Below are 13,151 nucleotides of genomic sequence, written 5' to 3'. Positions count from 1 at the left end.
GTGCATGCCGTTGCCCGGTTGCACGATGTTGACCACAACCAGACCGACCAGCAGGGCGATGGTCGAAACGATTTCGAAATACAGGAGTGCGTAACCGCCGGTCTTGCCGACCGATTTCATGTTCTGCATGCCGGCAATGCCGGAAACCACGGTGCAGAAGATGATCGGGGCGATGATCATTTTGATCAGTTTGATGAACCCGTCACCCAGTGGCTTTACCGCGACACCGAACTGCGGGTAGTAGTGACCGAGCGCAATACCGATGATGATTGCGATGATCACCTGGAAATACAGGGATTTGTACAGTGGCTGACGAGTCGTCATTGCAAGTGTCCTCAAGCGTCCCGCGGGCAACATCCATCTGTTGAGCGCAGAACCTGAATTGCGAACCCTCCTGCACTGGAGGGATTTGTTGTTCGAGCGGCACTTTTCCTACGGGAAAAACGCACGCTTCTGTCGCTTTTATCGCAAACGCCGTGCCACCTTGGTGCAATTCGCTGCAAGCCTTTTGATATCAGGACTTACAGGCTTTTCTGTGTCACTGTTCGGTGACTCAAGGATGGCGGATTTCCGCCAACTCACCGGCTCTCGTCCTACAATTTGGCGGAAATCCGCCTTGTTGCCGATGGAAAGCCCCGGCTACCATCCGGCGCCTGAGGAAGGATCTGCCGCTTATGCGCGAACGCACCATCGCCAGTCATTTCGCCCGTGCTGCCCTCGGTGGCGCACGTCGCCTGGGTTTCGATTATTCGAACCTGCTGTCGCAACTGGGCATCAGCCCGGAATTGCTAGATGAACCCCGCGCGCGCATAGCTCCGGAACAATTCACCCGGTTGATCCAGAACCTGTGGCTGGCCCTGGACGACGAATACCTCGGTTTCGGCCATGCACCCAGCAAACCCGGCAGTTTCGCCATGATGTGCCATGCCTCGATTCACTGCCGCAATCTGGAGAAGGCACTGCAACGCGGTTTATTGTTTTATAGCCTATTCCCGCAAGCCCCGCGCCTGAGCCTGCGCCGTGAAGACGAATGGGTGCGCCTGAGTCTCGATGATGCGCAGCTATGGGATCCGGATCACTTTCTCAGCGAAAGCCTGCTGGTGATCTGGCATCGCCTGGGCAGCTGGATGATCGGCCAACGGATTCGCCTCGAACAGGCCACGTTCAGCTACCCGCGCCCCGCCCATGGTGCGGAATACGAGTTGCTGTTCCCCTGCCCCACGACCTTCGGCGCCGGGCAGAGCAGTCTGGTCTTTCACAGCCGCTACCTGCACATGCCGTTGTTGCAGGACGAACGCACCCTCAAGCATTTCCTCGAGCGCTCCCCCGCCGACCTGCTCTCGCGCCCCGACGACGGCGACAGCCTCAGCAGCCGCCTGCGCCGCTTGCTCAGCCGCGACAGCGCGCGCTGGCCGGATCTGGAGGCGGTGGCCGCGCACCTGCACATCAGCCCGCAGACGTTGCGCCGGCATTTACGTGAGGAAGGCACCAGTTTTCAGGCGCTGAAAGATCAGTTGCGGCGGGATATCGCCATTTACCATTTGGGCCGCGCGGATCTGTCGTTGCAACAGATCGCCGAGCAGCTCGGGTTTTCCGAGCCGTCGGCGTTTCACCGGGCGTTCAAGAAGTGGACGGGGCTGACGCCTGGGGCTTATAGGGCGCAGGAGCAGTGATCTGCTCGCAGCCTGTGGCGCCTTGACTGGCCTGATCGCTGGCAAGCCAGCTCCCACAGTGTCCGAGCCGAACACAAAATCCTTGAACGACATCGAAACCTGTGGGAGCTGGCTTGTCAGCGATGGCGCCCGAAAGGCCGGCGACTAAACCGCCGGAAAATGAATCCTGAACGCCGCCCCGCCCATCGGCGAATCCCCCAGCATCAGTTTGGCGTTGTAACTCTCGATGATGTCCTTGACCACCGCCAGCCCGATGCCCTGCCCCGGATGCTGACGATCCAGGCGCTCGCCACGCTCGAGAATTCGCGCACGCTGATCAGGTGGCACGCCCGGGCCATCGTCCTCGACGCACAATTCGACCCCGGCCAGGGTCTCGCGCACGCTGATGCGCACTTCCCCCAGGCACAGACGATAGGCGTTCTCCAGCAGGTTACCCATCATCTCCAGCAGAGCGCCCTGCTCGATCGGCACATAACAATGCTCCGGCAGATCAAACGCCACGCGCACACGTTTGTCGCGATACACCTTGTCGAGGGTGTCGCACAGGCTTTTCAACACCGGCTGTAGCCGCACCTGATGGCGCACCAGACCGCTTTTGCGCAGGCTGGCGCGTTGCAGTTGATAGCTGATCTGCTGGCTCATGCGTTCGATCTGGCTTTGCAGGACCCAGGCCTGATCGAGGTCCTTGGGGCGCTGGGCCATGTCTTCACTGACCCCTTGCAGCACGGCCAACGGGGTTTTCAGGCTGTGCGCCAGATCATCCAGGGAGTCGCGATAGCGGCTGCGCTGTTGCCGCTCGCTGAGCAGCAAACGGTTGAGCGAGCCGGTCAGGCGCAACAGTTCGCGCGGGTGTTGTTCAGTCAGGCTTTCGCGAGTGCCGCCTTCGATTTCATCGAGTTCCTGGCTGAGCTGACGCAAGGCCTTGAGGCCCCAGGACAGGCCGATCCAGAGCAATACCAGCAATACCAGCAGCGCCGCGCCAAAACCCAGATAGAGATTCTCGCGCAGGCCTTCGAGGGTGGTTTCGTATTCGCGCACCGGTTGCAGGGCGACGATGCTGAACGCTGCGTTTTTGCCGCCAAGCAGTTTGACTTCAACGTCATAGACGAAGAATTCCTGACCGTTGGTCTCGCGAATCCGCGCGAACTCGTTGCCGAGTCCATCGTAGCGCGGTTTGTAATTGATCTGTTCTTCCTGGGTGGCTCGCGAACGCCAGACCAGATGCCCTTCGCGGTCGTAGATGTAGCCGAGCAAGCGGAAGTCGGTGAGGTTGAAACGCTCGTCCGGCAACTGATCGGGCATCAGCAGCCGACCGTTCTCGACCCGCGCCGCGGAAATCAACGTGGTGACGTCCGAAGCCAGACGCTGCTCGATCGAATCCTGCAGCGCGAGACTGAACGCACCTTGCATCGCCGGAAGCAACGCCAGCATGAACAACACCGCCAACGTGGCGGCGGCGAGCATCAAGCGAACGCGAAGGGAACGAATCAAGTGCAGCGCTCATTGAACAGGTAGCCGAGACCCCGCACGGTGTCGATCGGTTTGAACCCGGCCGGGCCTTCGAGCTTGCGGCGCAAACGGCCGACCAGCACTTCGATGACATTCGGATCGCGCTCATCGTCATCCGGATAAAGCTGCTCCATCAAGCGATCCTTGGGCACCACTTGCTGGTGGTGCCGCATCAGGTATTCAAGGATGCGGTATTCGTAGGCCGTCAACGCCAGCGGCTCTTCATCCAGCGATGCCTGTTTGCGATTCAGGTCGAGCAACAACGGCCCGGCGACGATGGTCGATTGGGTGAACCCGCTGGAGCGGCGCAACAGGGCATTCAGCCGCGCATCGAGTTCTTCGAACTGGAACGGCTTGACCAGATAGTCGTCGGCGCCGGCGGCGAGGCCTTCGACCTTGTCCTGCCAGTTGCCGCGCGCGGTGAGGATCAGGATCGGGAAGGTCTTGCCGCCGGAGCGCAACTGGCGAATCAGGTCGAGACCGCCCATGCCCGGCAAGCCCAGATCGATCACCGCCAGATCGAAGTTGAACTGTCCGGTCTGGTACAGCGCCTCTTCGGCATTGGCCACGGACTCGACCACGTGACCGCTCTCCGTGAGGCGGGTTTGCAGGTGATGACGCAACAGCGCTTCATCTTCGACGACCAACAATTTCATAACGCTCTCCCGGGTAAATCAAACGCTCCAACTTCAACAGCCTACCTGTGGGGGCGAACCTGCTCGCGAAGGCGACGGCACAGGCAACAACTTTCTCACTGCTGTTCGGTAGGGTGCAAGGTTAGCAAGCCGCCCCTGTACCTGCCCTGAACACTCTCTGAACCGGCGCCGAATCAAATCGACTAGGCTGTCCTGACCACTTTCGACAAGGAGACCGACCATGCGCCTGTTCCTAGCACTCACCCTGCTCGCTGTCAGCAGCCTGGCCAACGCCGCGATCAAGACTCAGGAGATTCCCTACCAGAGCGCCGACGGCACACAACTGATCGGCTATTACGCCTATGACGACGCGATCAAGGGCAAGCGCCCGGGCGTGGTGGTGGTGCATGAATGGTGGGGCCTGAACGATTACGCCAAGCGCCGCGCCCGCGACCTCGCCGGGCTGGGTTACAGCGCACTGGCGATCGACATGTACGGCGAAGGCAAGAACACCGAGCACCCGAAGGATGCGATGGCGTTCATGCAGGCCGCGACCCAGGACGCGGCCGCTGCGAGCAAGCGTTTCGAGGCCGGACTGGATCTGCTGAAAAAACAGCCGCAGACCGACATTAATAAAATCGCCGCCATCGGCTATTGCTTCGGCGGTGGTGTGGTCCTGAACGCTGCGCGCCAGGGTGTGCCGCTGGCAGGTGTGGTGAGTTTCCATGGTGCACTGGCAACCACGACCCCGGCCACGCCCGGCAGTGTGAGAGCGAAGATTCTGGTCGAACATGGCGCGCTGGACAGCATGGTCAGCGCCGACAACGTCACCGCGTTCAAGGCGGAAATGGACAACGCTGGTGCCGACTACACGTTCGTCAGCCTCAACGGCGCCAAACATGGTTTCACCAATCCGGATGCCGACCGCTTGAGCCACGGCGAACACGGTGGCCCGGATATCGGCTACAACAAGGCCGCCGATGAAAAATCCTGGGCGGACATGAAGGCGTTCTTCCAGAAAATCTTCAGTTGATCAAACGCTGCAGGATGACCTGTGGCGCGAGGGAGCATGCTCCCTCGCCAAAACAGCATGACCTACTACCCAGCATCGACATCAACCGGCAAAATGCCCGCCATGAATGTCAGCCCGATCCTTCCCGCCTGCTGCACCCCGCTCGACGCCCACTGGCCGTTGCCAAACGTCTTGCCCGACACCGTCCTGCTCAGCACCCATTTCGACCCGGCGCAACTGCTCGGGGATGACTTCCAGCGCAGCGCCGTCGTGCCGCCGCCGAGCATTCAGCGTTCGGTCGCCAAGCGTCAGGCCGAGTTTCTGGCCGGGCGTATCTGCGCCCGTGCGGCGCTGCAACAACTGCAAGGCGCAGGGGTTGTCCCGCCGATTGGCGAAGATCGCGCACCCGTGTGGCCGCCGCACATCTGCGGCTCGATCACCCACAGCACCGGGCGTGCGGCGGCGATAGTCGCCAACAAACAGCACTGGCGCGGCCTGGGCATGGACCTGGAAAACCTGCTCGACAGCGAGCGCGCCGAACGCCTCGCCGGAGAAATCCTCACGCCGGCGGAATTGCAGCGCATGGCCGCCGGCTCGCCAGAGCAGTTGGGCCTGTGCGTGACGCTGACTTTTTCGGTGAAAGAAAGCCTGTTCAAGGCGCTGTATCCGATCGTGCAACAGCGTTTCTATTTCGAGCACGCTGAAGTGCTGGAGTGGACGGCGCAAGGTCACGTGCGGCTGCGGCTGCTGACCGATCTGTCCGCAGAATGGCGTCATGGCACTGAGCTGGAGGCGCAATTTGGGGTGCAGGAGGGGCAGTTGTTGAGTCTGGTGAGCATCCCTGCCTGAAATCTTTATCGCCGCTCAGGACCCCATTGCCGGCCGGCCCGCTCCCCCAGGCTCCGGGCGTGCGCAAGCCCTGTGGAAGCTGCCTTGCCAGCGACGGGGCCAGCAAAACCATCACAAATACTCAACGTCGCTCCTGATTCCTCGGCCAGCTCAGGCTGAAACACGCCCCTCCCAGACTCTTGCTCTTGCCAATGATCGCCCGGCCGTCATGCCAATGGATGATCCGGCGCACGATCGACAACCCCAGACCGTGCCCGCCCGACGCTCGCGTCCGGCTGTCATCCAGGCGCAGGAACGGCGTGAAAATTCGCTCCCACGCCACCTCCGGCACACCTGGCCCGTCATCCTCGACATCGACCCGACAACGCAACTGCCCGACCTGATAACTCACCGTGACCTTCGAACGCGCATGGCGCATGGCGTTGCTCACCAGATTCTGCAGCGCCCGGTGCAGATAACGCGGCTCGGCCTCGACCCAGGCCCCGTCATTATCGGCAGCAGACAGACACAACCCCCGCTGCACCGTGACTTCGGCACGCAACGGCGCCAGTTCCTCGATGACTTGATTGACCAGCGCATCCAGATCAATGCGCTGGAACGTCAGCGCCGGCGAACCCTGTTCCAGGCGTGCGTAAGTGAGCATTTCATCGACCAGCTTATCGAGGTCCTCGATATCGTGGTCCATGCCTTCGCGGTACTTTTCCAGCGCCTGCGGCGTGGTCGCCGAGCCGATCATTTCCAGACCGAAGCGCAAGCGCGCCACCGGTGTACGCAGTTCATGGGACACCGCCCGCACCAGTTCACGCTGGATGGCCAGCAACTGCTGCAAGTGCTCGGCCATTTTGTTGAAGGCTGACGCCAGCCGCCCGACCGAGTCGGCGCCGCGCGCCGGCACGCGGGTTTCCAGACTGCCCTTGGCGATCCGCGTGGCGGCGGCTTCGAGGCCACGCAAGCGGCGTTCGAGCTGACGCACCAACAGGTAAACGATCAGGCCGATCAGGCTCAGCCCGAGCGCCGCGATCAGCACCAGCCATTGCGGCGGATACGGATTCATCTGATACAACGGGCCGATTTCCAGTACCCACGGCGTGCCGACCATGCCGGCGAACACCCGGATCGAATCGCCGCCCTTGCCCAGCGCCATCACCGTATCGCCCTCGGCGACGCGGCGGCTCTGGTCTTCGTCCATGTCGGCGTCTTCCACGGTGACCAGGCGCAGATCAAAGCCGAAGCCTTTCTCTTCCTTTATCTGCGCAAGACGCCTGGGCTGTTCGCCGACCGGCACGCGCACCAGTTCATCGGCCAGCAGGTAAATCGTCGCCCGGGCCAGTTGTTCGCTGATCTGCTGCACTTCCCCCACCAGCACAAGCTGTTCCTTGTCACTGACCAGCCGGAAGACCCTGGCCGCGTGTGGGCCGGTCTGTTCTACCAGGGCCTGGCCGCGTTGCACGCGGGTGCGTTGAGCCAGATCGAGGTCGGTCTCGGCAAACTTTTTCAGTGCCAGCGGAATGCCGAGCAATCGTTCCCACACCAGCAAGGCACGATGCCGCTCGGTTTCGTTCATCGGTTGCAGGTTGTCGGCCATCAACGAAAACGTGCCGTGGGCCAGACGCTCGCGGTACTGCTCGCTGCGCACCTGATTGAGCAGGTTCAGCGCCAGCACGCCGAGCACCGCCACCAGAATCAGCGCCGCGCACATGCCACCGTAGATGCGCAGGAAGATCGAGTTCACAGCGGCAGGTCTGCGCAGGCTTCAGGGACGAACAGGTAGCCTTTGCTGCGAATGGTCTTGATCAGCCGTGGATGGTCGGGGTCGTCGCCGATTTTCGGACGGATGCGCGAGATGCGCACGTCGATCGAGCGGTCCTGGCCGTCGTAGCCGATGCCACGCAGGGCGGTGAAGATTTCTTCCCGTGACAGGATGCGCCCGGCGTTGGACACCAACAGCCAGAGCAGGTCGAATTCGGCGCTGGTCAGCTCGATGCCGGTGTCGCTCAGCCAGGCTTCGCGCAAGGCGTTGTCGACCACCAGCGGGCCGAATTGCAGACGCCGGGATTTCTCGCTGGCCGGTTCCGGTGTGTCACTGCGGCGCAGCAACGCCTGAATGCGCGCCAGCAACAGGCGCGGGCGCACCGGTTTGCACACGTAATCGTCGGCACCGAGGTCGAGGCCCTGAATCTGATCGGCATCGTCAGTGCGTGCGGTGAGCATCAGAATCGGCCCGTCGTACTGACTGCGCACTCTGCGGCAGATGCTCAGGCCATCCTCGCCCGGCAACATCAGGTCGAGGATCACCAGATCCGGCTGCTCCCTGATGATCCGCGCCGCCGCCAGCGCCCCGTTGCCTTCAATGTCTACACGCAATCCATTGGCTTGCAGGTAGTCACGCGTCAACTCGGCCAGACGCTGGTCATCCTCGACGATCAATACCTGAAAGGCTTGTTGCTCCACCGCTGACCTCTGCTTTCCATTGTTATTAATAAAGGAGGTACGCCTGACTCAACACAATACCCCGTGGCACCGGGCTTGCTCGCGAAGGCGACGGCGCGCTCGACATTGAGGCTCGATGACACAGCGCATTCGCGAGCAAGCCCGCTCCCGCAACCCTGCGCCAGTCACTGACTGACATCCTGTCCCCCGTCTTTTTGTCATCTTTTCGGAGGATAAGAATGCGTACTTGTGGGCCGATTGTATAAACGGCGTACAGCCAGAACACAAGTCGGTAAATGCGTTCGGACAAGGCGGTTTTTTGTGATAGGGTTCGCGCCCTTAAAAATCCGCTGAAGCGTTTTTCCCAAGGAAAAAACGGTGACAGACGGTCTAGCTCAGCAGGTTCGCGGCCTACACGGGAATTCCGTGTTTCTTACACAATTTACGCACAGGTTTATCCACAGTTAGTACGTTGCAAGCCCCCTCGAAACGCATTATCTTGTAGCACGGCGCAAGGATAGACCCTACATATAGGGTTTTCCGCTTAAACGCCCAACCACATTTCGGACCTGAAACTCAAGCGCTTTATTGCCAGTTTCCGGTTGAACCAAGCAAGTTTTTCAAAGCCCAAACCGCACTTGCGGATGGCATCGTTTTTCAGGTTGGAAACGACCGGAACGGTACGGGTGTTGCAGTCATGACTGTCACCCTGGAAGGAATCCGGCTCGAGCCCTGGCTCGCAGCCAAAAACTTCGGCAAGGATGCGGCGTCATTAGCCTTTTTCCTACTGGTCCGAAGTTGTTATGCCCGACGCCCGTCGGTTGTAGTGCTTCGGACCAGAACGGTGAGCACCATGATGGTGCCCAAACAAACATAGAGAATGTGGAGATCACCCCCCATGCAAACCGACACAACTCGCGAGAACCCGCAGGGCACCTTGCCGCAGGCCGCCGATTCGACTTCGGATCTGGCAGCCACCGCGCCTGGTCAACTGCGCGTGATCAAGCGTAATGGCACTGTCGTTCCTTACACCGATGACAAGATCACCGTCGCTATCACCAAAGCGTTTCTCGCAGTTGAGGGCGGCACCGCTGCTGCTTCGTCGCGAATCCACGATACCGTTGCCCGCCTGACTGAACAGGTCACCGCGACCTTCAAGCGTCGTATGCCATCGGGCGGCACCATCCACATCGAAGAAATCCAGGACCAGGTCGAACTGGCCCTGATGCGTGCCGGCGAGCAGAAAGTCGCTCGTGACTACGTGATCTACCGTGATGCCCGCTCCAAGGAGCGCGCCGTTCGCACCACCGAAGAGCCGGTACAGGCCCACCCGTCGATCCGCATCACCCGCGCCGACGGTAGCCTTGCGCCTCTGGACATGGGTCGTCTGAACACCATCGTCACCGAGGCCTGCGAAGGTCTGGAAGAAGTCGATGGCGATCTGATCCAGCGCGAAACCCTGAAGAACCTGTACGACGGCGTGGCCCTGAACGACGTCAACACCGCCCTGGTGATGACCGCGCGTACGCTGGTTGAACGCGAGCCGAACTACTCGTTCGTGACCGCCCGCCTGCTGATGGATACCCTGCGTGCCGAAGGCCTGGGCTTCCTCGGTGTTGCCGAAAGCGCCACTCACCACGAAATGGCCGACCTGTACGCCAAGGCACTGCCGGCCTACGTCGCCAAAGGTATCGAGTTCGAACTGCTGAACCCTGTGCTGGCCACCTTCGACCTGGAAAAACTGGGCAAGGCAATCAACCACGAGCGCGATCAGCAATTCACCTACCTGGGCCTGCAGACCCTGTACGACCGTTACTTCATCCACAAGGATGGCGTGCGTTTCGAACTGCCGCAGATCTTCTTCATGCGTGTGGCCATGGGCCTGGCGATCGAAGAAAAGCAGAAAGAAGACCGTGCGATCGAGTTCTACAACCTGCTGTCGTCCTTCGACTACATGGCTTCGACCCCGACCCTGTTCAACGCCGGCACCCTGCGTCCACAGCTGTCGAGCTGCTACCTGACCACCGTTCCGGACGACCTGTCGGGCATCTACCACGCGATCCACGACAACGCCATGTTGTCGAAATTCGCGGGTGGCCTGGGCAACGACTGGACGCCGGTGCGTGCACTGGGTTCGTACATCAAGGGCACCAACGGCAAATCGCAAGGCGTGGTTCCGTTCCTGAAAGTGGTGAACGACACCGCGGTAGCCGTTAACCAGGGTGGCAAGCGCAAAGGCGCTGTCTGTGCCTACCTGGAAACCTGGCACATGGACATCGAAGAGTTCATCGAGCTGCGTAAAAACACCGGTGATGATCGTCGTCGTACCCACGACATGAACACCGCCAACTGGATCCCTGACCTGTTCATGAAGCGCGTCTTCGATGACGGCAAGTGGACCCTGTTCTCGCCATCGGAAGTACCGGACCTGCACGACCTGACCGGCAAAGCCTTCGAAGAGCGCTACGAGTACTACGAAGCGCTGACCGAGTACCCGGGCAAGGTCAAGCTGTTCAAGACCATCCAGGCCAAAGACCTGTGGCGCAAAATGCTGTCCATGCTGTTCGAAACCGGCCACCCATGGCTGACTTTCAAAGACCCGTGCAACCTGCGCAGCCCGCAGCAACACGTTGGCGTGGTTCACAGCTCGAACCTGTGCACCGAGATCACCTTGAACACCAACAAGGACGAGATCGCCGTTTGCAACCTGGGCTCGATCAACCTGCCGAACCACATCGTGGATGGCAAGCTGGACACCGCCAAGCTGCAACGCACCGTGAACACGGCCGTGCGCATGCTCGACAACGTGATCGACATCAACTACTACTCGGTGCCGCAAGCGAAGAACTCCAACTTCAAGCACCGTCCGGTCGGTCTGGGCATCATGGGCTTCCAGGACGCCTTGTACCTGCAGCACATCCCTTACGGTTCCGACGCTGCCGTCGAGTTCGCCGACAAGTCGATGGAAGCGGTCAGCTATTACGCGATCCAGGCGTCCTGCGACCTGGCTGACGAGCGTGGCTCGTACGAGACCTTCAACGGTTCGCTGTGGTCCAAAGGCATCCTGCCGCTGGATTCGCAACAGATCCTGATCGAAGCGCGTGGCCAGAAGTACATCGACGTTGACCTGAACGAAACCCTGGACTGGGCACCGGTTCGCGCCCGTGTACAGAAAGGCATTCGCAACTCCAACATCATGGCCATCGCACCGACCGCGACCATCGCCAACATCACTGGCGTTTCGCAGTCGATCGAACCGACCTACCAGAACCTGTATGTGAAATCGAACCTGTCGGGCGAATTCACCGTGATCAACCCGTACCTGGTTCGCGACCTCAAGGCTCGCGGTCTGTGGGACTCGGTCATGATCAACGACCTGAAGTACTACGACGGTTCGGTTCAGCAGATCGAGCGCATCCCGCAAGAACTCAAAGAGCTCTACGCGACCGCGTTCGAAGTGGACACCAAGTGGATCGTTGACGCCGCCAGCCGTCGTCAGAAGTGGATCGACCAGGCCCAGTCGCTGAACCTGTACATCGCCGGCGCCTCGGGCAAGAAGCTCGACGTGACCTACCGCATGGCCTGGTACCGTGGTCTGAAAACCACCTACTACCTCCGCGCCCTGGCCGCGACCAGCACCGAGAAGTCGACCATCAACACCGGCAAGCTGAACGCTGTTTCCAGCGGCGGCAACCACGGCGACGACTCCGTACTGGCTGCTCCGGCCGGTCCGGCACCTGTGCCAAAGGCTTGCGCGATCGACGAGCCGGACTGCGAAGCTTGCCAATAAGCTGAGCCAATCAGGCGTTGCGAGACGCCTGATGCTCTCCGGATAAAAGAAACCCCCGACAGACTTCTGGTTTGTCGGGGGTTTTCTTTTGCACCTGCGCCAGCTCCCACGGAGACTGGCAGACCGGAAAAAGCCGGGGACAAAAAAAACGGCGAAACCTGAAGTTCAGATTTCGCCGCCAGTTGTTTCTACAGTGCTGCGTCAGACCATAAACGACTCAGCCATTGCCTGCCCTACCACCGGAATGGTGAAGGTATCGCCATTGCTGGTGACAAAGGTATCAATGGTGTTGGAACCGGCATACCAGTCTGCGAGGATCACCGCATTATTCTGCTTGCCGGCGTTCCACTCCACCGCGTTGAAGATGTAGGCATTGGTGCCATCGGTCTTGATGATCACATCGGCGTACGACTTGATGTTCTGCAACTCGACCTTGTCATTGCCATAGAGCCCGTCATCCTTGATCAGCACCGTGGTCGACGAATTCACTTTGTAAGTGTCGCCACCCTCGCCGCCGTAGGCATAACCGCCGGCAGACAGGATCAAGGTGTCAGCACCGGCACCACCAAACAGCTGATACTCCGGGCCGACGCCCTCCAGGATATCGTTGCCCTCGTCACCGTAGGCGGTGCCTGCATAGACGGTGACCTGGTCGTTACCGGCATCACCGTGCAAGACACTGCCAATATCGTTGTTCGCGCTGAATAGGGTGTCGTTACCGTTACCCCCGAACAATTGATCGGCCTCGGCAGCGCCGCTGCGATCAGGACCATTGATGGAGTAAGGCTCATACTTGCCACCGTAAATCGCGTCGTCGCCATCGCCGCCATAGACCAGGTCGTTGCCTTCACCCCCATAGATCTCGTTCCAGGTGGCGTTGCCTGTCAGGGTGTCGTTGAACGCGGAACCATGCAGCCCTTCGATATTGACCAGGACATCACCGGTGGCATCGCCGCCGGTGGCAGTGTTTGCCAGCAGATCGACCTGTACCGCCGCCGAACTCCCCGTGTACCAGGCGGCATCGGAGGTGCCGGCACCGCCGTCGATGAAGTCGGCACCCTTGCCACCGATAAACGTCTCGGAACCGGCGCCGCCGATCAACGTATCGTTGAAAGCCGTGCCTTCCCAGTTTTCGATATTGGTGTAGGTGTCGCCAGCCGCCGCGCCGGTCAGTGGCTTGGTGAGATCCAGCGTGATAGCTGAACCTTCCAAGGCGAAGCTCACGGTGTCGCGAGCGTTGCCGCCATCAAAGT

At 60.4% G+C, this 13,151-nt stretch carries 10 protein-coding genes; 4 read left to right on the top strand and 6 right to left on the bottom strand.

Features of this window, described 5'->3' with window-relative positions; genetic code table 11:
- A partial coding sequence (locus tag DBR24_RS32035) for a cation:dicarboxylate symporter family transporter (protein WP_256591426.1) occupies window positions 1-324 on the bottom strand: 324 nt, incomplete at its 3' end.
- Between the two features lie 350 nt (window positions 325-674).
- On the opposite strand from DBR24_RS32035, the gene DBR24_RS12350 reads away from it, so the two are divergent.
- Window positions 675-1,673 (top strand): AraC family transcriptional regulator, encoded by a 999-nt coding sequence (locus DBR24_RS12350; RefSeq protein ID WP_123466933.1) that lies wholly within the window; start codon window positions 675-677, stop codon window positions 1,671-1,673.
- A gap of 144 nt (window positions 1,674-1,817) precedes the next feature.
- Here the strand turns inward: DBR24_RS12350 and DBR24_RS12345 are convergent, their stop codons facing one another.
- Entirely contained in the window at window positions 1,818-3,164 is a 1,347-nt protein-coding gene (locus DBR24_RS12345) for an ATP-binding protein (protein WP_123466934.1), read from the bottom strand.
- Entirely contained in the window at window positions 3,161-3,838 is a 678-nt protein-coding gene (locus DBR24_RS12340; protein WP_128614894.1) for a response regulator transcription factor, read from the bottom strand. Before DBR24_RS12340 ends, DBR24_RS12345 begins: the two co-directional genes overlap by 4 nt.
- A gap of 220 nt (window positions 3,839-4,058) precedes the next feature.
- Here DBR24_RS12340 and DBR24_RS12335 point away from each other — a divergent pair, with 220 nt between their 5' ends.
- Complete coding sequence (locus DBR24_RS12335) at window positions 4,059-4,850, top strand: dienelactone hydrolase family protein (RefSeq protein WP_128614893.1); 792 nt, start codon at window positions 4,059-4,061, stop codon at window positions 4,848-4,850.
- 102 nt (window positions 4,851-4,952) lie between these two features.
- A complete protein-coding gene (locus DBR24_RS12330; RefSeq protein WP_128614896.1) occupies window positions 4,953-5,678 on the top strand; it encodes a 4'-phosphopantetheinyl transferase in 726 nt (241 codons plus the stop codon).
- 121 nt (window positions 5,679-5,799) lie between these two features.
- On the opposite strand, the gene DBR24_RS12325 is transcribed toward DBR24_RS12330, so the two are convergent.
- Window positions 5,800-7,410 (bottom strand): ATP-binding protein, encoded by a 1,611-nt coding sequence (locus DBR24_RS12325; protein WP_128614892.1) that lies wholly within the window; start codon window positions 7,408-7,410, stop codon window positions 5,800-5,802.
- On the bottom strand, window positions 7,407-8,129 hold the full coding sequence (locus DBR24_RS12320; RefSeq protein ID WP_128614891.1) for a response regulator: 723 nt from the start codon (window positions 8,127-8,129) through the stop codon (window positions 7,407-7,409). The genes DBR24_RS12325 and DBR24_RS12320 overlap by 4 nt, the downstream gene beginning before the upstream one ends.
- Before the next feature lie 877 nt (window positions 8,130-9,006).
- Between DBR24_RS12320 and DBR24_RS12315 the strand changes: the two genes are divergently transcribed.
- Window positions 9,007-11,898: a ribonucleoside-diphosphate reductase subunit alpha gene (locus DBR24_RS12315; protein WP_123466946.1), complete on the top strand. Its 2,892-nt coding sequence runs from the start codon at window positions 9,007-9,009 to the stop codon at window positions 11,896-11,898.
- 201 nt (window positions 11,899-12,099) lie between these two features.
- Here the strand turns inward: DBR24_RS12315 and DBR24_RS12310 are convergent.
- On the bottom strand, window positions 12,100-13,151 hold a 1,052-nt coding region (locus DBR24_RS12310), incomplete at its 5' end, for a calcium-binding protein (protein ID WP_146189025.1).

This window comes from Pseudomonas sp. HMWF006, from assembly GCF_003061205.1.
Taxonomy (GTDB): domain Bacteria; phylum Pseudomonadota; class Gammaproteobacteria; order Pseudomonadales; family Pseudomonadaceae; genus Aquipseudomonas; species Aquipseudomonas monsensis.
This window is presented reverse-complemented; position numbering and strand designations above follow the sequence as displayed.

Coding starts and splice junctions, on each gene's coding strand:
- DBR24_RS12350 (WP_123466933.1), top strand. CDS start 675: ATGCGCGAACGCACCATCGCCAGTCATTTCGCCCGTGCTGCCCTCGGT.
- DBR24_RS12340 (WP_128614894.1), bottom strand. CDS start 3,838: ATGAAATTGTTGGTCGTCGAAGATGAAGCGCTGTTGCGTCATCACCTG.
- DBR24_RS12335 (WP_128614893.1), top strand. CDS start 4,059: ATGCGCCTGTTCCTAGCACTCACCCTGCTCGCTGTCAGCAGCCTGGCC.
- DBR24_RS12330 (WP_128614896.1), top strand. CDS start 4,953: ATGAATGTCAGCCCGATCCTTCCCGCCTGCTGCACCCCGCTCGACGCC.
- DBR24_RS12315 (WP_123466946.1), top strand. CDS start 9,007: ATGCAAACCGACACAACTCGCGAGAACCCGCAGGGCACCTTGCCGCAG.